Source organism: Candidatus Pelagibacter sp. HIMB1483, assembly GCF_052048135.1.
In the GTDB taxonomy this organism is placed as follows: domain Bacteria; phylum Pseudomonadota; class Alphaproteobacteria; order Pelagibacterales; family Pelagibacteraceae; genus Pelagibacter.
This window is the reverse complement of sequence record NZ_JBNAIM010000002.1, coordinates 1,024,932-1,047,711: the sequence shown is the minus strand read 5'-3', so window position 1 is coordinate 1,047,711 and position 22,780 is coordinate 1,024,932. Positions and strand designations below refer to the sequence as shown.

The 22,780-nt window shown below is 29.1% G+C and carries 21 protein-coding genes, 1 tRNA gene and 1 other RNA gene; 15 read left to right on the top strand and 8 right to left on the bottom strand.

Going from position 1 to position 22,780, the window contains the following annotated elements:
• The first annotated feature begins 16 nt into the window (after nt 1-16).
• A tRNA-Arg gene (locus ACTTAV_RS06320) sits at nt 17-93 on the top strand.
• On the opposite strand, the gene ACTTAV_RS06315 is transcribed toward ACTTAV_RS06320, so the two are convergent.
• The 3 genes from ACTTAV_RS06315 to ACTTAV_RS06305 form a co-directional block, all read right to left on the bottom strand.
• Nucleotides 94-654 (bottom strand): ABC transporter permease, encoded by a 561-nt coding sequence (locus tag ACTTAV_RS06315; RefSeq protein ID WP_440670967.1) that lies wholly within the window; start codon nt 652-654, stop codon nt 94-96.
• A 227-nt stretch (nt 655-881) separates the two neighbouring features.
• Nucleotides 882-1,610, bottom strand: coding sequence for an ABC transporter ATP-binding protein (locus tag ACTTAV_RS06310; RefSeq protein ID WP_440670966.1), 729 nt, complete (start codon nt 1,608-1,610; stop codon nt 882-884).
• Nucleotides 1,603-2,541 carry an L-threonylcarbamoyladenylate synthase gene (locus ACTTAV_RS06305; protein WP_440670964.1) on the bottom strand — a complete coding sequence of 313 codons (939 nt, stop codon included), beginning with the start codon at nt 2,539-2,541 and terminating at the stop codon, nt 1,603-1,605. Before ACTTAV_RS06305 ends, ACTTAV_RS06310 begins: the two co-directional genes overlap by 8 nt.
• A 20-nt stretch (nt 2,542-2,561) precedes the next feature.
• On the opposite strand from ACTTAV_RS06305, the gene ACTTAV_RS06300 reads away from it, so the two are divergent.
• From ACTTAV_RS06300 to dxs, 3 genes are read left to right on the top strand one after another with little or no spacing between them, the layout of a single operon-like run.
• A complete protein-coding gene (locus ACTTAV_RS06300) occupies nt 2,562-2,813 on the top strand; it encodes an exonuclease VII small subunit (protein WP_440670963.1) in 252 nt (83 codons plus the stop codon).
• Nucleotides 2,797-3,669 carry a polyprenyl synthetase family protein gene (locus ACTTAV_RS06295; RefSeq protein ID WP_440670962.1) on the top strand — a complete coding sequence of 291 codons (873 nt, stop codon included), beginning with the start codon at nt 2,797-2,799 and terminating at the stop codon, nt 3,667-3,669. The genes ACTTAV_RS06300 and ACTTAV_RS06295 overlap by 17 nt, the downstream gene beginning before the upstream one ends.
• Complete coding sequence (gene dxs / locus ACTTAV_RS06290) at nt 3,666-5,579, top strand: 1-deoxy-D-xylulose-5-phosphate synthase (protein WP_440670961.1); 1,914 nt, start codon at nt 3,666-3,668, stop codon at nt 5,577-5,579. Before ACTTAV_RS06295 ends, dxs begins: the two co-directional genes overlap by 4 nt.
• Before the next feature lie 5 nt (nt 5,580-5,584).
• Here the strand turns inward: dxs and aroC are convergent, their stop codons facing one another.
• Complete coding sequence (gene aroC, locus ACTTAV_RS06285) at nt 5,585-6,667, bottom strand: chorismate synthase (RefSeq protein ID WP_440670959.1); 1,083 nt, start codon at nt 6,665-6,667, stop codon at nt 5,585-5,587.
• Between the two features lie 34 nt (nt 6,668-6,701).
• On the opposite strand from aroC, the gene pdxH reads away from it, so the two are divergent.
• A complete protein-coding gene (gene pdxH / locus ACTTAV_RS06280; protein WP_440670958.1) occupies nt 6,702-7,328 on the top strand; it encodes a pyridoxamine 5'-phosphate oxidase in 627 nt (208 codons plus the stop codon).
• On the opposite strand, the gene ACTTAV_RS06275 is transcribed toward pdxH, so the two are convergent.
• Complete coding sequence (locus ACTTAV_RS06275) at nt 7,325-8,338, bottom strand: polyprenyl synthetase family protein (RefSeq protein ID WP_440670956.1); 1,014 nt, start codon at nt 8,336-8,338, stop codon at nt 7,325-7,327. The genes pdxH and ACTTAV_RS06275 overlap by 4 nt on opposite strands.
• Before the next feature lie 113 nt (nt 8,339-8,451).
• On the opposite strand from ACTTAV_RS06275, the gene ACTTAV_RS06270 reads away from it, so the two are divergent.
• Genes ACTTAV_RS06270 through ACTTAV_RS06250 form a run of 5 tightly spaced genes read left to right on the top strand, consistent with a single transcriptional unit; the run spans nt 8,452 to nt 15,653 of the window.
• Entirely contained in the window at nt 8,452-9,258 is an 807-nt protein-coding gene (locus tag ACTTAV_RS06270; RefSeq protein ID WP_440670955.1) for a S49 family peptidase, read from the top strand.
• Entirely contained in the window at nt 9,248-10,129 is an 882-nt protein-coding gene (locus ACTTAV_RS06265) for a glycine--tRNA ligase subunit alpha (protein WP_440670954.1), read from the top strand. The genes ACTTAV_RS06270 and ACTTAV_RS06265 overlap by 11 nt, the downstream gene beginning before the upstream one ends.
• 1 nt (nt 10,130) lies before the next feature.
• Nucleotides 10,131-12,203 (top strand): glycine--tRNA ligase subunit beta, encoded by a 2,073-nt coding sequence (glyS, locus tag ACTTAV_RS06260; RefSeq protein WP_440670952.1) that lies wholly within the window; start codon nt 10,131-10,133, stop codon nt 12,201-12,203.
• Nucleotides 12,196-14,853 (top strand): pyruvate, phosphate dikinase, encoded by a 2,658-nt coding sequence (ppdK, locus tag ACTTAV_RS06255; protein ID WP_440670951.1) that lies wholly within the window; start codon nt 12,196-12,198, stop codon nt 14,851-14,853. The genes glyS and ppdK overlap by 8 nt, the downstream gene beginning before the upstream one ends.
• A 17-nt stretch (nt 14,854-14,870) precedes the next feature.
• Entirely contained in the window at nt 14,871-15,653 is a 783-nt protein-coding gene (locus tag ACTTAV_RS06250; protein ID WP_440670950.1) for an FkbM family methyltransferase, read from the top strand.
• Between the two features lie 23 nt (nt 15,654-15,676).
• Here the strand turns inward: ACTTAV_RS06250 and ACTTAV_RS06245 are convergent, their stop codons facing one another.
• Nucleotides 15,677-17,038: a PQQ-dependent sugar dehydrogenase gene (locus tag ACTTAV_RS06245; RefSeq protein WP_440670949.1), complete on the bottom strand. Its 1,362-nt coding sequence runs from the start codon at nt 17,036-17,038 to the stop codon at nt 15,677-15,679.
• A 50-nt stretch (nt 17,039-17,088) separates the two neighbouring features.
• Nucleotides 17,089-17,390, bottom strand: a transfer-messenger RNA (tmRNA) gene (gene ssrA / locus ACTTAV_RS06240).
• Between the two features lie 4 nt (nt 17,391-17,394).
• On the opposite strand from ssrA, the gene thyX reads away from it, so the two are divergent.
• On the top strand, nt 17,395-18,342 hold the full coding sequence (gene thyX, locus ACTTAV_RS06235; protein WP_440670947.1) for an FAD-dependent thymidylate synthase: 948 nt from the start codon (nt 17,395-17,397) through the stop codon (nt 18,340-18,342).
• Here thyX and ACTTAV_RS06230 read toward each other — a convergent pair.
• Complete coding sequence (locus ACTTAV_RS06230; RefSeq protein WP_440670946.1) at nt 18,317-19,147, bottom strand: Mrp/NBP35 family ATP-binding protein; 831 nt, start codon at nt 19,145-19,147, stop codon at nt 18,317-18,319. The genes thyX and ACTTAV_RS06230 overlap by 26 nt on opposite strands.
• Before the next feature lie 50 nt (nt 19,148-19,197).
• On the opposite strand from ACTTAV_RS06230, the gene hflK reads away from it, so the two are divergent.
• The 4 genes from hflK to ACTTAV_RS06210 are packed head-to-tail and all read left to right on the top strand — an operon-like array spanning nt 19,198 to nt 22,779.
• On the top strand, nt 19,198-20,307 hold the full coding sequence (hflK, locus tag ACTTAV_RS06225; protein WP_440670944.1) for an FtsH protease activity modulator HflK: 1,110 nt from the start codon (nt 19,198-19,200) through the stop codon (nt 20,305-20,307).
• Between the two features lies 1 nt (nt 20,308).
• Nucleotides 20,309-21,178, top strand: coding sequence for a protease modulator HflC (gene hflC, locus ACTTAV_RS06220; RefSeq protein ID WP_440670942.1), 870 nt, complete (start codon nt 20,309-20,311; stop codon nt 21,176-21,178).
• Between the two features lie 7 nt (nt 21,179-21,185).
• Nucleotides 21,186-21,371, top strand: coding sequence for a DUF2065 domain-containing protein (locus ACTTAV_RS06215; protein WP_440670941.1), 186 nt, complete (start codon nt 21,186-21,188; stop codon nt 21,369-21,371).
• Between the two features lies 1 nt (nt 21,372).
• Entirely contained in the window at nt 21,373-22,779 is a 1,407-nt protein-coding gene (locus tag ACTTAV_RS06210; RefSeq protein WP_440670940.1) for a Do family serine endopeptidase, read from the top strand.
• Nucleotide 22,780 lies beyond the last annotated feature (1 nt).

The window sequence follows — 22,780 nt, the reverse complement described above, 5'->3', positions numbered from 1 at the left end:
TATATTAATATTATATGCGCTTGTAGCTCAACTGGATAGAGCGCCTGACTTCGGATCAGGAGGTTCTGGGTTCGACTCCTAGCAGGCGCACCATTATTCACCCATGTTAATTAATGTTCCTTTAACTCTTGCTCTTAAAAAAGAAAAATAAAATAGCGCTATTCCACTAAGAAGATAAATTAGATTTAATATATAAGCTTGTTTAATATTTTCATAATTTACAAAACCATTCAAAAGAATATTTCTTGTTTCATCAAAAATGTAAACTAATGGTAGACCTTTTGCAATAATTTGAAAAAAATTTGGAAGAATTTCTATTGGATAATATATGCATCCCAATGGAGCTAACAAAAATAAAGATGACCAAGCTATATTTTCAAAAGAAGGTCCAAATCTCATAAGTCCAGAGCTAACAAATAAACCTAACGTTATTCCAAATATATATAAGCTTAAAAACAATATAAGTAAGGGAAAACCTAATTTTAAAATTGAAACTCCAAATAAAGGAGAAGTTAAAATAATAGCAGGCACCAATCCAATTAAAGTTCTTATTAAAGCTGTAAAAATTAATGATACAATAATTTCTTTCAATTTTAGAGGAGCTATAAATAAGTTTGTAAAATTTCGACTCCAAATTTCTTCTAAAAAAAGCATATTAAAACTAATACTGGACCTAAAAAGAATATCATAAAGGATTGCACATGTAAGAATTATTCCCAGTGTATTGCTGTAGTAATTACTGTAAATTGAAAAAAATTTAGAAATAAATCCCCAAAGAATTATTTGTATTGTTGGCCAATAAATTAGATCTAAAATTCTGGGCAAAGAACTTTTGATAAGGTAAAAATGCCTGAGGAAAAGACCATACATTTTATTTAAATTCATATTTTTTCTCTTGTGAGTTTTAAAAAAACTTCCTCCATATTTTTTCTTCCATGTTTACTAATTAGATCATTAGGAGTTCCTTTATCAATAATAGACCCTTTATTCATCATAAGCACTGAAGAACACAATCTTTCAACTTCAGCCATATTATGTGAAGCTAATAAAATAGATGTTTCCTTTTCTCTCTGATACTCTTCTAAAAAACTTCTAACAAAATCTCCTGTCTCAGGATCAAGAGATGCAGTTGGCTCATCAAGAAGTAAAACTGTGGGATCATTAATTATTGATTTAGCAAGACTAACTCTATTTTTTTGACCAGAAGAAAGCTCTCCAGTTATTTTATTGATAAATTCATCAAGTCTTAATTTTTCACATAGATATTCAATTTTTGTTTTTAGTTTTTTAACATCATAAAGTCTCCCATAAACTTCCAAATTTTGTTTCACAGTTAATTTTTTTGGTAATTCTATATAGGGAGAAATAAAATTTAATTCATTTAATAAATTGACTCTATGATTTTCAATTTCTTTACCATTTATTAATACTTTACCTTTTGTAGGTTTAAGTAAACCTAAAACCATTCCTATAGTTGTGGTTTTGCCACATCCATTGGGGCCAAGAATTCCAACAATTTCATTTCGTTTTAGTTTAAAAGAAATATTCTTAACAGCTTCTTTTGTATTATAAGTTTTTGATAAATTAATTATTTCAAGAGGATTAGCCATTAAATTTTGATGCCCTTAACAACCTGTCATTAATAGTTTTACCCAGCCCTTCATTAGGAATTTTACTTACTGCTATAGACTTGTATTTGCTTTTTTTAATTTTTCTTAAAGTACTGTATAAATTTTTAGCAGCTTCAGTTAAATTACCTTTTTTAGATAAAAAATAATAGTTTGCTTTACTTATTTTTTTTTTTCTAATAAGCAAACAGGCCTCATCTTTTCTAAATTTCTTTACATTAAGTCTTATTGGAATCCCAGGTGAGTAATGAATTTTTAGTTGACCAGGTGAAGAAATTTTAGAGGGATTGATATTGAATGATATTTTTTTTCCCAATATTTTTTTAATTTTTTTTACATCCAAAGCTCCTAATCTTAAAATTTTTGGTTTTTTTCTCAAATCAATAATTGTGGACTCAACACCGATTGAAGATTTTCCTCCTTCAAGAATATATTTTATTTTTTTTCCAAAATCATCTTTAACATCATTAGAAGTTACAGCGCTTATTCTTGAGGAGATATTTGCACTTGGTGCTGCTATAGGAAATTTTAACTCTTTCAATAAATTTCTTGTAATCGGATGTTTTGGAAATCTTATAGCAAGTGAGTTTTTTTTATTAGTTGCAATTTTTGAAATTTTTGAATTTTTTTTCAAGTTGAGAATAAACGTTATAGGTCCAGGACAAAATTTTTTATATAATTTAAAAAAACTATGATTTAAATAACAATCCTCTTTGACTTTTTTAAAATCATGGTAATGGACTATTAGAGGATTATTTTTTGGTCTTTTTTTTAATTTAAATATGTTTCTACACGCGCGGTCTGAATAAGCATTTCCTGCTAATCCATAAACAGTTTCGGTAGGTATAGCCACACACTCACTTTTATTTAAGAGATTCTTTGCTTTTTTAATATTTGCAAGTTTAATTTTCATGTATTATTTGAGAGTATTATATGAAAGATAAAAATTTACCAAATAATTATAGCTTACTCTCTCTTGAAGAATTAACTTATGAAGCAAATAAAATGATTGAGGAGTTGGAAAATCAAAAGGATTTAGAAAACTCTTTAGAAAAATATCAAGATTTAGTCAAACTTAATAATATAATTGAAAAAAAATTTCAAAAAAATATTAAAAACATTAATGAAAAGACAAAAGAAAAAATATCCAAAATAACTTTAAAAAAAGATGCAGAAAAATCTTAACAAAATTGCTAAAGATACAAATTATTTTTTAAGGAGATTTATCTCTAAACAAAAAAAATCAGAATTAATTGTTGCCATGAAATACGGCTTATTTTCTGGTGGTAAAAAAATAAGATCAAAAATTTTATTAGATATTGGATCTCTTTTTAAATTAAATTACAAACAACTGATTATTATTGGTGCTGCAGTTGAGTGCATTCACGCATATTCTTTAATTCATGATGATTTACCTTGCATGGATGACGATTCTTTAAGAAGAGGCAAAGCATCAACTCATATAAAATTTGGAGAATCTACAGCTGTTTTAGCAGGTAATTCACTTTTAACTATGGCTTTTGAAATATTAAGTCATAAAGATTTAGATTTTAACGAAAAAATTAAAATTAATTTAATTAATAAGATTTCTGAGAGTTCGGGACATTTAGGGATCGCTGGTGGTCAATATTTAGATTTAAGTTATGAAAAAAAAAGAGTTTCAAAAAAAAAGATTATAGAAATGGAAATAAAAAAAACTGGAAGACTTTTTAGTTTTTGTTGTGTAGCACCTTTAATCATCAGAAAAAAAGATAATAAAGAAATTAAGAAATTTGAAAATATAGGTGCTGATATTGGATTATTATTTCAAGTTGCTGATGATTTAATTGATTATAAGGGAAATTCATTAGTTGCTGGAAAAAAAACAGGTAAAGATAAAAAAAAGGGAAAAGCAACTCTAATTAGTTTACTAGGATATAAAAATACTATTAAATATGCTAATGGTTTAATTTTAAAAATAAACAATAAATTAAAAAAATATGGCCCTAAAAGAAACAATCTATCAGAGACACTAAATTATATTTTAAATAGAAAAAAATGAAAAAAAAATTTGAATTTTTAAATAATATAAATTTTCCATCAGACTTAAAAAAAATACCTGAGTCTAAACTACAAAAAGTTGCAGATGAATTAAGAGAGGAATTGATAGATGCAGTATCTGTTACTGGTGGTCATTTAGGAGCAAGTCTAGGAGTTGTTGAGTTGAGTGTTGCTTTACATTATATATTTAATACACCTAATGATAAGTTAATATGGGATGTTGGTCATCAATGTTATCCACACAAAATTTTAACTGGCAGAAAGGATAAAATTAGAACATTAAGACAAGGTGGTGGTCTTTCCGGTTTTACAAAAAGATCAGAGAGCGAATATGATCCTTTTGGCGCTGCGCATAGCTCAACTTCAATTTCTTCAGCATTAGGGATTGCTGAAGCCAATAAACTTTCCAATAAATCAGATAACGTTGTTGCAGTCATAGGTGATGGAGCCATTAGCGCTGGTATGGCTTATGAAGCTATGAACAATGCTGGTGCCTCAAAAACTAAAATGATTGTTATTTTAAATGATAACGATATGTCAATTGCTCGACCCGTAGGAGCTATGAGCACTTATTTAGCAAAAATTTTTTCTGGTAAGATTTATTTTAGTTTAAGGGAGACTATTAAGTTAATTACTTCAGCTTTTTCAAAAAGATTTAGTGCTAAAGCTGGTAAAGCTGAGGATTTACTTAGATCTGCTGTAACTGGTGGAACTTTGTTTAGCTCACTTGGTTTTTATTATATTGGTCCTATAGATGGGCACGATTTAAGTTCTTTAATTCCTATTTTAAAGAATGCGAGAGACTCAAAACACGAAGGACCAATTTTGATTCATATCAAAACAAAAAAAGGTAAAGGCTATTCTTTCGCTGAGGAAGCGAAGGATAATTATCACGGAGTATCTAAGTTCAATATTAAGACTGGTGAGCAATTTAATAGTACTACTAAATTACCATCATATACTAAGGTTTTTGCAAGCACATTGGTTCAACATGCAAAAAAAGATAGCAAAATAGTTGCTATTACAGCTGCTATGCCCGATGGGACTGGCCTAGATATTTTTCGAAAAGAATTTCCCGATAGGACTTTTGATGTTGGAATCGCAGAACAACATGCAGTTACATTTGCAGCTGGATTAGCAACTGAAAATTTTAAACCATATGCAGCTATTTATTCTACATTTCTTCAAAGAGCTTATGATCAAGTAGTTCATGATGTGGCAATTCAAAGCTTGCCCGTTAGGTTTGCGATTGATAGAGCCGGATTAGTTGGTGCAGATGGGCCTACTCACGCTGGAAGCTTTGATACGACATATCTTTCTACTTTACCAAATTTTGTTGTAATGGCTGCGAGTGATGAAGCTGAACTTGTGAGAATGATAAATACTTCAACAGATATCAATGATAGACCTAGTGCGTTTAGATATCCAAGGGGCACAGGATTAGGTTCAATTTTGCCCTCTATAAGTGAAAAAATTGAGATAGGAAAATCTAAAATTATAAAAGAAGGAAAAAAGTTAGCTATTTTAAATTTTGGAGCACGATTAAACGAAACTTTAAAGGCTTCAGAAAATTTAGTTAAAAAAGGTGTTAACATTACTGTTGTAGATGCTAGATTCGCAAAACCTTTAGATGAAAATTTAATTTGGCAATTAGCTACAACTCATGAAGCAATCATGACGATTGAAGAGGGCTCTATTGGAGGCTTTGGTTCTCACGTAGTAGATTTCTTAACAAAAAAGGGTTTAATGGACTCTAATTTAAAGTTTAGATCTTTGACATTACCTGACTTATTCATTGATCAAGATACTCCTGACAACATGTATAAAGTTGCAAATCTAGATCATAGTTCAATTGAAGAAAAAATTTTAGATTTACTTAATTCAAATATAGTTTTACAAAAACAAAATTAATTAAGCTAACTACATTGAGCTTTATTCATAAGAAAATGATCTAATAAAACACATGAAAGCATTGCCTCTCCCACTGGTACAGCTCTGATACCTACACAAGGGTCATGTCTGCCTTTTACTGAAATACTTGTATTTTTTCCAAATTTATTAATTGTTTTTCTACTTTTTAAAATTGATGACGTAGGTTTTACAGCAAATGAAACAATTATTTCTTGACCTGAAGATATACCTCCAAGAATTCCACCTGCATTATTAGATCTAAATTTTGTAATTTTTTTATTTTGTAAAATTTCATCTGAATTTTCTTCTCCTGATAATTGTGCAGAATTCATACCTGATCCAATATTCACTCCTTTAACAGCGTTAATACTCATCATTGCAGAAGCGATGTCAGAATCTAATTTTGAGTATATGGGTGCACCTAAGCCTGCCGGAACACCATTTGCTCTTAATTCAATTATTGCCCCACATGATGAACCTGCTTTTCTTACACTTAATAAATATTTTTCCCAAATTTTTAACATTAATTTATCTGGACAAAAAAATGGATTTTTATTAATTATTTTTTCATCCCACTTAGTTGTGTCACATCCAAGTATACCTAGTTGAGTTACAGCTCCAGAGATTTTAAATTTTTTTCCTAATTTATTTTCTAAAACTTTTTTAGCTACAGCTCCTGCTGCAACCCTTGCAGCAGTTTCTCTTGCAGACGATCTGCCACCACCTCTATAATCTCTAATTCCATACTTTTTAAAATATGTGAAATCGGCATGACCTGGTCTAAATTTATTTTTAATATCATTGTAATCTTTTGAACGCATATCCTCGTTGTAAATAATTAGTGATATTGGGGTTCCAGTTGTCATACCTTCAAAAACACCTGAAAGAATTTGAACTTTATCACTTTCTTTTCTTTGAGTAGTGAATTTAGATTGCCCAGGTTTTCTTTTATTCAATTCTTTTTGAATATCTGCCTCTTTTAATTGAATTAAAGGAGGGCATCCATCAATTATACAACCAATAGCAGGACCATGGGACTCTCCCCAAGTTGTAAAGCGAAAAAACTTTCCAAAAGTATTAAATGACATTATTTTATATTGTATAGATTATTTTGTTTAAATTATGAATCAAAAAAACTCACTAGGGCTCAATAAATGCTTTTTGGAACTGGATAATCCTTTTCAATTATTTGAGAAATGGTTTGAAGAGGCTAAAAAGAATGAAATAAATGATCCAAATGCTTTAGCATTAGGCACAGTTAGCAAAGAAGGTATTCCTTCAGTAAGAATGGTGCTTCTAAAGGGTTACAATGAAAAGGGATTTATTTTTTATACAAATCTAAACAGTCAAAAAGGAAATGAAATTAAAGAAAATCCAAATGCTAGCATGTGTTTTCATTGGAAGAGTTTATTACGACAAATAAGAATAGTTGGAGTTTTAAAACAAGTAGATGATAAAACTGCAGATGAATATTATAAGTCGAGAGCTTATGAAAGTAGAATAGGTGCTTGGGCATCTAAACAAAGTAGTGTTTTAAATAATAGGGAAGAGCTTTTAAATGCTATCGAGAATTTTAAAAAAAAATATCAAGACAAAGATAATGTTCCTAGACCAAAAAATTGGTCTGGGTGGAATCTTAAACCTCAAAGTATTGAATTTTGGCTTGATGGAGATAATAGAATTCATGAAAGATTAAAATATACTTTGGATAAAAAAGGTAATTGGATCAAAAGTCTTTTAAGTCCTTAAAAATCTCTTGATAGGCTAAATGAAGTTAAATTTTCAAGAATATTTTTTTCTTTACTATCTTTAAAAACAGATAATGAGCTAGATGCTAAATTAATATAATGATGAGCTTTTTGATAACATCCCTTAATAATTTCATATTTTTTTATTAAAGAAATTATGTATTTAAATTCATTTTCATCTCTAATATTTTTTGAAAAAATTTTTTTGAGATTTTCTTTTTCCTCAGAGTTTCCTTTTTGAAATAATAGAATTATTGGGAGTGTAATTTTTCCTTCATAGAAATCTTTTCCAATTTTTTTTCCAAATAATTTTAATTCAGAATTGTAATCTAATGTGTCATCTGCTATTTGAAATGTTAATCCTAGATTTCTCCCATAAAACTCTAGAGCTTCTTTTTCTTTTGTTTTCATTTCAGACAAGATAGCTCCAACTTTAGTTGCCGCTGCAAATAATTCAGCTGTTTTTGCAGAAATTATCTTTAAATAAGTTTCCTCTAACATATCCACTTCACCTTTATGTTGAAGTTGTAGAACTTCACCTTGAGCAATTTTTGAAGAAGTTGAAGATAATAATTTTAGAACCTCAATATTTCCATCCTCTACCATCATTTCAAAACATCTGCTCAACAAGTAATCTCCAACTAAAACAGAAGAATGATTATCCCATATTTGGTTTAATGTTTCTTTACCTCTTCTTACAGATCCATTATCTATAACATCATCATGCATTAAAGTTGCTGAATGTATTAATTCTACGCATGCTGCCAAATTTATATCTCTAGTGCCTTTTGTATAGCCACATAATTTTGCTGAACCTAATGTAAGCAGAGCTCTTAATCTTTTGCCACCTGTTTCTAGGTGATAGTCAGTCATTTTTTTAACCAAATCAACATCACTCTCTAATTTTGATTTTATCTTTTCTTCAACTAACATTAATTTATCCTCAACAGAATTTTTTAGTTGGAAATAAGAATTATTAATCTGCTTTTTTAACTGTATTACACTTCCCATTTATTGAGCAAATTATTATAATAAGTGCCCATTGATACTTATCAATTGACGCACCTAAATCTTCAATTATAAGGTGTTTTTATTATCATAAAAAAATTCTATAAAGGTTAAAAATGCTCTCTTTTTTTAAAAAGAAAAAAATAATTCCACATATAAAATTAAGTGGTGTGATTGGTAATGTTGGTAAATTTAAACAAGGTATAGATTTTTCTGGTCAAGAGGACATTATTTTGAAAGCTTTTTCTGTTAAAAAAGCACCATGTGTAGCAATTACAATTAACTCTCCAGGAGGATCTCCGGTTCAGTCACATTTAATTTATAATTTTATAAGAGAGCAGGCTAAAAAAAATAAAAAAAAAGTAATAGTTTTTGCAGAGGATGTGGCTGCTTCAGGTGGATACTTGATTGCATGTGCAGGTGATGAAATTTATGCAAATTCAAGTTCGATAATAGGCTCTATAGGTGTGATTTACTCTTCTTTTGGATTTACAGAACTAATAAAAAAAATTGGTGTAGAAAGAAGAGTCCACACTGCTGGAAAAAATAAGAGTACCTTAGATCCATTTTTGGAGGAAAAAAAAGAAGACATTGAAAGATTAAAGAATATCCAATTAGATTTGCACAAAGATTTTATTAATGTAGTTGAAAAAAGTAGAGGGTTTAAATTAAAAAAATCAGAAGTAGAATTATTTTCTGGTGAATTTTGGTCTGGTAGCAAAGCTAAAGATCTTGGTTTGGTTGATGAAATTGGTGATGCAAATCAAATATTAAGAGAAAAGTTTGGTGAAGATGTGGTTATTAAGAAATTTGAAAAAACAAAAAGTTGGTTAAGTAAAAAGTTATCATCATCAAATGATCAACTAGAAAAGATGACAAATATATTAGAAGAAAAATCAGTTTGGCAAAAATATGGCCTCTAAAAAAATCAAAAAAAAAATAAAGTTTCAAACTTTTCAGGATACAATTTTAAATTTACAAAAGTTTTGGAGTAAACATGGTTGTGTTATTTTACAACCATATGACATGGAGGTTGGAGCAGGAACATTTCATCCAGCAACAACATTAAGATCATTAGGGCCTAAACCATGGAAAGCAGCATATGTTCAGCCCTCGAGAAGACCAACAGACGGCAGGTATGGAGAAAATCCAAATAGACTTCAGCATTATTATCAATTTCAAGTAATAATAAAACCTTCTCCATCTAATATAAAAAAACTTTATTTAAATAGTTTGTCAGTGATTGGTATTAATCATAAAGAACATGATATTAGATTTGTTGAAGATGACTGGGAGAGCCCAACGCTTGGTGCAGCAGGATTGGGATGGGAAGTTTGGTGTGATGGCATGGAGATTACCCAGTTTACTTACTTTCAACAAATGGCAGGGTTTGAATGTAAACCTGTATCAGTTGAGATAACGTACGGTCTAGAAAGAATTTGTATGTTCACACAACAACAAAAAAATGTGTATGATTTAATTTGGAATGATGATGGTGTTAAATATCGAGAAGTTTTTCACCAAGCTGAAAAAGAATTTTCATCTTACAATTTTGAACATGCAAATATTGAAAATCTTTTTAAAATTTTTGATATGTTTGAGAGTGAAGCAAAATTATTAGTTGAAAAAAAAATATCTTTACCAGCATATGATCAATGTTTAAAAGCAAGTCATATATTTAATATTCTAGATGCTCGAGGAGCAATTAGTGTTGCGCAAAGAGCTGAATATATAGGAAGAATAAGAGAAATTACAAAATCTGCAGCAGCGATTTGGGTTGAGACACAAATATAGAATGTCAGAATTTTTTTTAGAGCTTTTTAGTGAAGAAATTCCTGCTAGTCTTCAAAAGAATTTGAGAGAAAAAATCTTTGATGATTTTAATAATTTATTTGAAAGAAAATTTATTAAATCAAAAAAAAGTTTCTCAATATCTTCACCAAATAGATTAGTTATTGTATTTGAGGGTTTAGATAAAGAAATCAAAATTAAATCTGAAGAAATTAAAGGTCCTAAGATTAATGCACCAGATCAAGCATTAGAGGGCTTTTTAAGATCTAACAATGTAGAAAAAAAAGATTTATCTAAAAAAAAAACTGAAAAAGGCGAATTTTATTTTTATAAAACAAAAACAAAAACGATAAGGACTCATGATTTATTAGTTGAGTTTATTCCAAGAATCTTAGGAAATTACCAGTGGAAAAAATCAATGAAATGGGGAGAATTTGATTTAAATTGGGGAAGACCGTTAAAATCAATCTTGTCAGTCTTTGATAAAAAAATATTGAATTTTGAATTTCATCATCTTGTCTCATCGAATTCAACTTTTATAGATAAAGACCTTGAAGAAAAGAAAAAATCTTTTGAAAACTTTAAAAAATATGAGAAATTTTTTGAAAAACAAAAGATTTATATAAATCAGAATAAAAGACTAAAGATAATAGAACAATCTTTTTCAAAACTATTAAAAAAAAAGAAATTAAAAATTAATGAAAATCCCAAACTTATTGATGAAGTAGTAAATTTAGTTGATAACCCTAATATTTTATTATGCGAATTTGATAAGAAATTTCTATCAGTCCCCAAAGAGATTTTGATATTAACCATGGAGACTCATCAAAAATATTTTCCTACTTTTAATGATAAAAATGAAATTACAAATGAATTTTTGATTGTTACAAATAAAAAAGATCTTAATGGACTTATTAAAATTGGTAATGAAAGAGTAGTAGAGGCAAGACTCAGTGACGCGGAATTTTTTTGGAATAAAGATAAAACTCAAAATTTAGTTAAGAAAGTTTCAGAGTTAAAATCAATGAATTTTTTTAAAGGTCTTGGCACTTATTTTGATAAAGTCCAACGTATGAGAAAACTTGGTGGTATGATTTCTGACGAGTTAATGATTAGTAAAGAAAAAGTAGAATTATCAGCATCAATTTGTAAAACAGATTTAACCTCTGATCTAGTTAATGAATTCCCTGAACTCCAGGGTCTAATGGGTGGATATTTTTCTACATATCAAGGATTTGATAAAGATATCTCATTAGCGATAACTGAACAGTATCTTCCAATTGGACTTTATTCAAAGGTCCCAAAAAAAGCATTTAGTGTTGCATTATCTATTACAGATAAAATTGATACCATGGTTGGCTTTTTCGGTATTAATGAAAAACCTACAAGTTCAAAAGATCCATTCGCATTGAGAAGAACTGCACTTGGAGTAATTAGAACTGTGATCGAAAATAAGAAAGATTTAAAATTGAATGATATAATAAAATATTCATCTAGTTTATATAATGATCAAGGTAATAAACTTACTAATATAAATTTACAATTAGAATTACATAATTTTTTAAAAGATAGATTTAGATATTATTTGAAAGAAAAAGAAATACGTTATGATATTATAGAGGCCTCAATCTCATCATTATCATTGAACAAAATATTTTCATCTTATGAAAAAGCAAGACAACTTAATAAAATAATAAATAGTCAGCAAGGTGTGGATATAATCTCAAGTTATAAAAGAGCATCAAATATACTGGAAAGTGAGATGAGAAATAATGAAATTGAAATAAACAATACAACTGATCCTGGTATTTTTAAAAGTGATTTTGAGAAAAATTTATATAAAAAGATAAGAGATATAAAGAAGTACTATTCAACAATAAATAATGATGAAAATTTTGAAAAATCATTGTTAATTTTAGCTGATACCAGAAAAGTAGTTTTTGAATTTTTTGATAATGTAAAAGTGAATGAAGAAAATGAAACTTTAAGAAAAAACAGATTGGAACTTATCAATATGTTATGTAAAACATTTCAAAATTTTATTAATTTTCAATTATTAAAAGCAAGTAATGAATAAGCTGGTTTTAAATTTTAAGTCAAAAGAAAGTAAAAAAATAAAAAATTCCAAAAATTATTTAGGTGGAAAAGGTGCAAATTTGTCAGAGATGGGCAGAATGGGCTTACCAGTACCCCCTGGGTTTACTATTTCTACAAAGGTTTGTGAAATATTTTATCAAAATAAAAAAAAGTTAAATTCGAAATTATTAGGAGAGATTAAAAAAGAACTAAAAATAATTGAGAAAGATGTTTCTAAAAAATTTGGTGATTTAAAAAATCCGTTGTTATTATCTGTTAGATCTGGTGCTAGAGTTTCAATGCCAGGAATGATGGATACAATCTTAAATCTTGGACTTAATGATAAGACAGTAGTTTCTTTGGCAAAAAAAACTTCAAATGGAAGATTTGCTAAAGATAGTTATAGAAGATTTATTCAAATGTATGGGAATGTAGTTATGGGAGTTGAAAACTATCATTTTGAGGAATTAATTGAAAATTATAAATTAACAAAAGGAGTTTTGTTAGATACAGATCTAGATGAAGATGATTGGGATGGATTAATTAAAGACTTTAAAAAAGTTGTAAAAGAGAAAACAAAAAAAGATTTTCCACAAAATGTTTATCAACAATTATTTGGAGCAATCAATGCCGTATTTTTATCTTGGGAAAGTAACAGAGCAAAAGTTTACAGAAAGTTAAATCAAATTCCTTCAGAATGGGGAACAGCTGTAAACGTTCAATCTATGGTTTTTGGTAATATGGGAAGTGATTGTGCTACAGGTGTTGTTTTTACAAGAAACCCCTCAGATGGTTCCAATGATATTTATGGTGAATATTTGATTAATGCTCAGGGTGAAGATGTAGTGGCTGGCACGAGAACACCACAATATATTACAAAAAAAGCAAGACTAGATGCAAAAGTAAATGAATTATCAATGCAAGAGACTATGCCTGAGGTTTATAAGGAGTTGTTTAAAATTTTAAAAAAATTAGAAAAACATTACAAAGACATGCAAGATGTAGAATTCACAGTTGAAAATAATAAACTTTGGATTTTACAAACGCGATCAGGCAAACGAACTGCAAAATCAGCTGTGAAGATAGCAGTTGATATGGTTAAAGAAAAACTAATTTCAAAAAAAGAGGCTGTCCTTAGAATTGATCCAAATTCATTGGACACCTTATTACACCCAACTTTAGATGAAAAAAGTTCAATTGAAGTAATTGCTAATGGTTTGCCAGCCTCACCTGGTGCTGCAAGTGGCAAAGTAGTTTTCACTTCTGAGGAAGCAGAAAGATTAAATGATATGATGCAAGATGTTATATTGGTTAGATTAGAAACATCACCGGAGGATATTCAGGGTATGCATGCAGCTAAAGGAATATTGACTGCTAGAGGAGGAATGACAAGTCATGCTGCAGTAGTTGCTAGAGGTATGGGAAGGCCTTGTGTTTCCGGATCAAGTGAAATTGATATTAATTATGAGCAAAAAATTTTTAAAACTTCTTCTAAAGAAATAAAAGAAGGTGATATAATTACAATTGATGGTTCTACTGGAAGAATTATTTTAGGAAATGTACCAACAGTAAAACCTGAAATTTCTGGTGATTTTTCAAAATTAATGAGCTGGGCTGATAATATTCGCAAGTTAAAAGTAAGAACAAATTCAGAGACACCTTTAGACACAAAAACTGCAAGAGATTTTGGTGCTGAGGGAATAGGTCTTTGTAGAACAGAACATATGTTTTTTGATGAAGAAAGAATTTTATCTGTTCGAGAAATGATACTTTCAAAAACTCAAGAAGATAGAGAAAAAGCACTAAAAAAACTGTTACCTCATCAAAAAAAAGATTTTAAGGAAATTTTTAAAATTATGCATGGCTTACCAGTAACTGTTCGTTTGCTTGATCCACCTTTGCACGAGTTCCTTCCAAAATCTCAAAAAGAAATTTCTGAGGTCGCAAGCGTTGTAGGGGCAAATATTAAAGAGGTAGAGTCAAGAATTGAAGAATTGCATGAACAGAACCCAATGTTAGGGCACAGAGGATGTAGACTAGGTATTTCTTTTCCTGAAATTTACGAGATGCAATGTAGAGCAATTTTTGAAGCTCTATGTGATTTGAAAAATGATAAACAAAAGTTTGCATATCCTGAGATCATGATACCACTTGTCTCTACAGAGGCTGAAATAAAAATAATGAAAAATCTTGTCATAAATACAGCAAGAAAAGTTCAGGATGAAAATAAAATTAAGATTGAGTTTTTAGTCGGAACAATGATTGAATTACCAAGAGCTGCAATTAAAGCAAAAGATATAGCAAAACACGCTGAATTTTTTAGTTTTGGAACTAACGATCTTACACAAACTACTTTTGGAATTAGTAGAGATGATAGTGGAAAATTTTTAAATGATTATATTGAAAATAAAATTTTTAAAGTGGATCCTTTTGTTTCCATTGATGAGGGTGTTAAAGATTTAGTCAAAATTGCAGTAGAAAAAGGGAAAAAACAAAATAAAAATATTAAGCTAGGGATATGTGGAGAACATGGTGGTGATCCAAAAAGTATTAATTTCTGTTCAAAAGTAGGTTTAAACTATGTTTCTTGTTCACCTTATAGAGTACCTATAGCAAGATTAGCAGCAGCTCAAGCTGAGATAAAAAAATAAATTTTAGAGCAATTAATATGATACCAAGTTATTTAAAACCATATCATACAGATCTATCAAATTTAGTTCGACTTGGAAGAAAATATGATGGTGGTTATGTTATTGATAAGCGTGTAATTGCTAAAACCAAAGTAATAATTTCTTGTGGTCTTGAAGCTGAATGGAGTTTCGAAAGAGAATTTCAAAAATATAACAGAAATTGTAAAATAATAGCTTTTGATCATACTGTAGATAAAAATTTTTGGATTAATAGATTTGTAAAAGATTTTATATCTCTATTATTATTAAAAAAAATTAAATTTTATCAAATTTTTGATGTTTTTAAATATTTAGAATACTCAAGTTTTTTTGGTGGAAAAAATAAACATTATCTTAAAAAAATTGTTTCAAAAAAAAAAGATAAAAATAAACAAATCACCATTACTGAAGCCATAGGAGAGAATAAAGATATAGTTTTAAAAATTGATATAGAAGGTGATGAATACAAAGTTTTAAAAGAAGTTAATAGAAATTTTGATAAATTAAATTTAGTAATTATAGAATTTCATGATCTTCAAAAAAATTTAAAAAAGATAAAAAGCTTTATTAAGAAAACAAAATTAAAGAATATCCATATTAATGTAAATAATTATGGAATGTTTAAAATGAATGATGCTCCCCAAACAATTGAAATGACTTTAATAAATCCAAATAAATTTAAAATAAAAAATACTAAAACAAAGAGGAGTTATCCTATTAATGGTCTAGATTTTAAAAATTGGAAAAGAGGACCAAAAATTCAGGTCGTTTTCAATAAATAAAATACTATTTATTAGTAATTATTTTAAAATTTAATTTTATTAATAATTGCTATTGAACTTGTAGTTTCTAAAAATAAAATAATTACGTCTTTATTTTTTGATATAACAATATCTCTTACTCTCTCATTTAATGGAATATATTTATGTTTAATGACTTTTTTTCTTTGATCATCAAGTTTTATAAAATGTAATCCTAAATCTTGCTCTACAATTTCATTTCCCATAGCGCCAAACAAGAATTCATTATCATCATTATTTAAAGCTATAATTTCACTAATTCCTATTGAGGGAACAAAATATTTTAATGGTTCTTCAAATTTATATTTTTTGTGAGATTTATTTAAAGGAGCTTTATTTAAAATTTCTGTTGAATAATTTTTATAATAATGCTCTCCGTAGGATGAAATGGGCCATCCAAAATTTTTTACTTTTACACTGGGTTCATGATTTATATTTACTTCATCCCCACCTTTTGGTCCGTGCTCTGTAGAAATTATAAAGTTATTTTTTTTACTATAATATAAACCTTGAGGGTTTCTATGGCCTATAGAAATAATCTTGGACTCTTTTGATTTTAAATTTATATTTAAAATTTTTCCGTAATCATTGTCTTTTTTTTGAGCCAAAGGTCTGTTTCTAAATTCACCAGTTGTAAAATAGATTGAGTCATCACCAACAAACATTCTTCCACCACCCCCCTGATGAGCTAGATAACCATGTTTATTTTTTTTATCTACACATTCTGAAGTTTCAAAAAATTCTTTAAAATTCAATTTTTCTTTATTAATTTTTGAAACTAATATTTTTAAGTTATAACAATCTTTCCTCTTTTCATTTATGTATGATACATAAAGTTTTTCTTCATTTACCAAAATATCCTTAATACCATATTGTGTGTTTACATAAAAATCCTCATATGTAATTAAATCAAAAATGTTGGATTTAATTTTTTTAAAATTTTGAATGTTATCTAAATCTGATATAGCAAATATACCATCTACAGTTGCTAATATTAGTTCTTTATCGTCATTATAAAAATCAATATATGCAGATGCTAATGCTCTATAGTTGCCACTAGATAGAATTTCATTTGTTTTATATTTACTAATTTTAAAGTCCTCAAAATTTTCAATTTCTTTGTTTGAAATAATCTTTTTAAAATTTATTGTGTTAGGATTTATTAAATCATTAATATTTTCTTTATTTTTAAGAAAATGTTTTTGAATGTTAAATAGCTGCTGATTTTTTGTTAAAATTTGTTGATTAAGATTTTTGATTTCATTTTTTTTTGAGGATGAATTTTTTTTGTTTATAAGATAACCAGTTATCAAAAGAATAGTTAACATAACAATTACTATGTAATAAAAAAAATTTCTTTTTGTCATAAAGCAAATAAATAACTTATTTTTTATGATAATTAATTAAATTATTAATTATAAGGGGCGTTCTGTTGCCAGGTGCCCCAAAACCCCGTTTACTTAATTAATAAAATTAATTAAGCAGCAATTGCGTAACTTTCGTTAGCATTTATAAATTAGCCCTTTACGGAGGAACAATTCCGAACGAAAGAATAGCTTTTAGTCACTCGTCGAATCTAGTTCACCCCCATAAGTTGTAAATGGTGGAGGTGGTGGGTACTGCCCCCACGTCCGCAATGGTTATTACGAAATTCGTTTATCGTCATAGTTGGAAAACCAACTTTATTAATATAAAAGGAATTACAAGAGATTCAATAACAATCATGAAATTAACTAAAGAACAATCACAAGAGATTAAGAGTCAACAATCACAAAATAACTCAACTAAAAGAGTTGTATCACCTGAATTGGAAAAAATTCTCTATGAAGCTATGCCCGCTTTAGATCATGGTTTTGTAAGAGTTGTAGATTATATGGGTGATGATACCTCAATAGTTCAATCTGCCAGAGTTTCTTATGGAAAAGGCACAAAACAAGTCTCTACAGATTCAGGATTAATAAAATATTTAATGCGTCACTGGCACAGTACACCATTTGAAATGTGTGAAATTAAATATCATATAAAATTACCAATATTTATTGCTCGACAATGGATTAGACATAGAACAGCAAACGTAAATGAATATTCTGCAAGATATTCAATTTTGGATAAAGAGTTTTATTTACCAACTAAAGAAAACTTAGCAGCACAATCAAAGAGTAATCGACAAGGTAGAGGAGATGTATTGGAGGGTGATCAAGCCGAAGAAGTTTTGAATCTTTTAAAGAATGATGCAGAAAGAACTTACTCAAATTATGAGACCATGTTAAATGAAAGATATGATGGTTCAACAATCGATGAAAATAAAAAAGGTTTAGCTAGAGAACTAGCAAGAATGAATTTGACCTTAAATACTTATACCCAGTGGTATTGGAAAACTGATTTATTGAACCTTATGAATTTTTTAAGATTAAGAGCAGATCATCATGCACAATATGAAATAAGAGTTTATGCAGATATTATGCTAGATACTTTAAAAAAATGGGTGCCTATAACCTATGAAGCATTTATGGATTATAGAGTAGGAGGAACGGAAGTTTCTGCTAAGGGTAAGGTGGTTATTCAAAAATTAATTAAAGGAGAAGAAGTTTCTATGGAAAGTTCAGGTCTGTCGAAAAGAGAGTGGAATGAATTAATGGAAGCTTTTAATTTGAAAGATAAGTTGATTTAATTTTAGTAGCTAATTTTAAATATATTTTTGAAATCTCATTTTCTGGATTAGACTCTACTATAGGTTTTCCTTCATCACCACATTTTCCAATTTCAGGATTAATTGGAATTTCTCCCAAAAATTCTTTTTGAAATTCTTCTGCAGTTTTTTTTACTCCTCCTTCACCAAAAATTTTATACTTTTTACCATCATCTCCAGTAAAAAAACTCATATTATCAATTAAACCCAAAATCTTTACACCTAATTTATCAAACATTTTAATTCCTCTTTTTACATCAAGCAAAGCTACCTCTTGTGGTGTTGAAACAATTATTGCACCATCCATCTTTATTTCTTGTGAGAAAGTTAATTGTGTATCTCCAGTTCCTGGAGGCATATCAACTATTATAAAATCTAAATCTTTCCAATTAACTTTTTGAGTAAAAGTTTTAATAGCACTTGTAACCATTGGTCCACGCCAAATCATGGGTGTTTGTTGATCAGTTAAGAAACCAATGGACATGCATTGAATATCATATTTAATAATTGGTTCTAATTTTTGACCATCACTTTTTGGCTTTTCATTTATATCAAACATTTTTGGGATTGATGGACCATAAATGTCTGCATCTAATAAACCCACTTTACATCCTATTTGCTTTAATGCTAAAGCAAGGTTGGTAGCAAATGTTGATTTTCCAACTCCACCCTTAGCACTTGAAATTGCTATTGTGAATTTAGTGCCAATAATTGGATTTTTTTTAAAAACCTTTGGTTCTACCTTGCTTTTTATTGCGGCACTTAGTTCAGGCTTTTTATCTGACATAACTTGATCTTAACTTGTTTTTGTTAAATTAAACACTATATAGATAGTGTATGTCTGATGATTTTCAACAAAGAGGTGGTAGCCCATGGGGATCTCCCCCAGGAGGTGGTGGAAACGATAATGGATCAGGAAGAGGTCCAACTCCACCTGATGTTGATAAAATTATAAGAGAATTTCAAGAGAAGATTAAAAAATTTTTACCAGGTGGAGGTTCATCTGGAGGCAAACAAGCAATATTAGTTTTAATTATTTTAGGTTTTGTATGGTTGGCAAGTGGTCTCTACCGGGTATTACCTGACGAACAAGGTGTCGTACTACGGTTTGGAAAATTTGTAAAAACAACTCAACCAGGTTTAAATTATCATATTCCGTTTCCAGTGGAGTCTGTTTTAACTCCAAAAGTAACAAAAGTTAATCGAATTGATATCGGTTTTAGATCTGAAAGAGATAGCGGTTTCTCATCTTCAGGTGGTGTTGCTGATGTACCTCAAGAAAGTTTGATGTTAACTGGTGATGAAAATATTGTGAATATAGATTTTTCTGTATTCTGGGTCATAAAAGATGCAGGAAATTTTTTATTCAAAATTCAAGATCCTGAGGGAACTGTAAAAGCTGCAGCGGAAACTGCAATGAGAGAAGTAATAGCAAGATCTGATATTCAACCTATATTGACTGAAGGAAGATCGGTTATTGAAACTGATACACAAACGATTATTCAAAAAATTTTAGATGAGTACACTAGCGGTATTCAAATTACTCAAGTTCAAACTCAAAAAGCAGATCCACCGGATCAAGTAATTGATGCATTCAGAGATGTACAAGCAGCAAGAGCAGATATGGAAAGATCTAAAAATGAAGCAGAAGCTTATGCTAACGATGTAATTCCAAGAGCTCGTGGGGAAGCTGCAAAAATACTACAAGCTGCAGAAGCTTACAAAAAAGAAGTAGTTGCTAAAGCAGAAGGTGAAGCTAGTAGATTTTTAGCAATCTATAATGAGTACAAAAAAGCTAAATCTGTTACTCAAGAAAGAATGTATTTAGAAACAATGGAAAAAGTTTTAGCTGATATTGATAAAGTGATTATTGAAAAAAATGCAGGTTCAGGTGTAGTTCCATATTTACCACTACCTGAATTGCAAAAAAAGAAAGCAACAAATTAATATGAATTTAGGAAAAATTATAGCTGGTATAATAATTGCATTAGCTGCGACAGCTTTCTTTTCAATATTTATTGTAAAAGAAGTTAATCAAGCGATCGTGTTACAATTTGGTGACCCAAAAAGAATAATTTTAAAACCAGGATTAAACTTTAAAATTCCATTTATTCAAAACGTTGTTTATTTAGATAAAAGAATTTTAAATCTTGATACTCCACCAGAAGAAGTAATCGCCTCAGATCAAAAAAGATTAATTGTTGATGCGTTTGCAAGATTTCAAATTATTGATCCACTTAAATTTTATATTTCTGTTGGTAACGAGAGAGTTGCAAGGTCAAGATTGGCAACAATTATAAATTCAAGAATTAGAAATGTATTAGGTCAACAAGAACTACAAACTCTTTTATCAGAAGATAGAACCAAACAAATGGCTCTGATACAAGAAGGTGTAAATAATGAAGCTGAAAATTTTGGTATTAAAATAGTAGATGTTAGAATTAAAAGAGCTGATCTACCCCAAGCAAACAGTGATGCAATTTTCAGAAGAATGCAGACTGAGAGGGAAAGAGAAGCAAAAGAATTTAGAGCTAAAGGTGCTGAAATGGCTGTGACGATTACTTCAACTGCAGATAAAGAAGTTACAGTAATATTGGCTGATGCTCAGAAAAAATCTGAAATCATGAAAGGTGAGGGCGATGGTGAAAGAAACAAAATTTTTGCTAATGCCTTTGGACAAGACCCAGAGTTTTTTGCCTTTTACAGAGCTATGCAAGCTTATGAAAAAGCTTTAATTGGTGGAGAAACATCTTTAATTTTATCTCCTGATAGTGAGTTCTTTAAATTTTTTGGAAATATAAAACCCAAATCAGAGTAAACATTTTATGAAAGAATTGATCATAGCATTTGGTCTGTTCATGTTCATCGAGGGTATTTTGTATGCCATATTTCCATCAAAAATGAAAAGTATGCTTAAAAAGTTAGAGTTAATTAAAGATAACCAGTTAAGAACAGGTGGATTAATGTTCGCTGTTATTGGTTTTATACTTGTTTATTATATGAAGAGTTAAAATGAATAAAATTAAAACAATTTTTTTAATACTAGTATTTGCTTTAAGTTTTCAATCAAAATCATTATCACAGAATATTCCGAATTCTTTTGCTGACTTGGCAGAAAAACTAATGCCATCAGTAGTTAATATTTCAACTACAACAGTTGTTACAACTCAATCAAACCCTTTTCCTTTTCAATTCCCACCAGGTTCTCCATTTGAAGATATGTTTAAAGAATTTGGAACACCTCAAGAAAGACAATCATCTGCATTAGGATCTGGGTTTATTATAGATGAAAAAGGTATTGTAGTAACAAATAATCATGTAATCCAAGATGCTAAAGATATTGTTGTTCAAGTTAATGGAGAAAAAAAATTTGAAGCAAAAGTTATTGGTGCTGACCCCTTGTCAGATATTGCGGTTTTACAAATTGAAACAAAAGAAAAGTTTATTCCTGTAAAATTTGGAGATTCAGACAAAGCAAGAATTGGTGATTGGGTAATTGCTATTGGAAATCCATTTGGTTTGGGAGGAACTGTTACTTCTGGAATAATTTCAGCTAGAAATCGATCAATTGGATTGTCAAGATATGAAGATTATATTCAAACTGATGCGTCTATAAACCAAGGTAATTCAGGCGGACCATTGTTTGATATGAATGGAGACGTTATTGGAATTAATACTGCTATTCTTGGAAGAAGTGGAAATGTAGGAATAGGTTTTTCGATACCATCTAATAGTGCAAAAATAGTTATTAATCAATTAATTGAATTTGGAGAAACCAAACGAGGATGGTTAGGAGTTAGAATTCAAGATGTAACAAAAGAAATTGCTGAAGTAGAAAAACTAGACGAACCTAGGGGAGCATTAGTTGCTAGTGTTGCGGAAAACAGCCCATCAGAAAAAGCAGGGGTAAAAGCAGGAGACATTATTCTAGAATTTGATGGAGAAAAAATTAATGAAATGAAAGAACTTCCAATGATTGTTGCAAGAACAGAAGTTGGAAAAAAAGTAAAAGTAAAAATTTGGAGAGATAAAAAAGAAATTATTAAAACAGTTACTCTTGGAAGACTTGAAACCTCAGAAGATTTTAAAGTTTCTGAAAAAAAAGAAGATCCAAAAGAATTAGAAATTAAAGATTTAAAAATAACAGTAAGAGAGATTTCAAAAGAAGATATCAAGCAAAGAAACTTACCAAACCAAACTTCTGGTTTAGTTGTAACAAAAATTGAAACCAATAGTCCACTAGCAGGTTCTGTTGAAGTAAATAGTATAATTTTAGAAGCTCAGAAGAAAAAAATAAAAAATGCTAATGATTTAAACCAAATTGTAAATCAAGTTTTAAGAAGTAATCAAAAAACTATTTTATTAGTAATTTATAATAGTCAAAATCAAAGAAGATATATTGGCATTAAATTAGATTAAT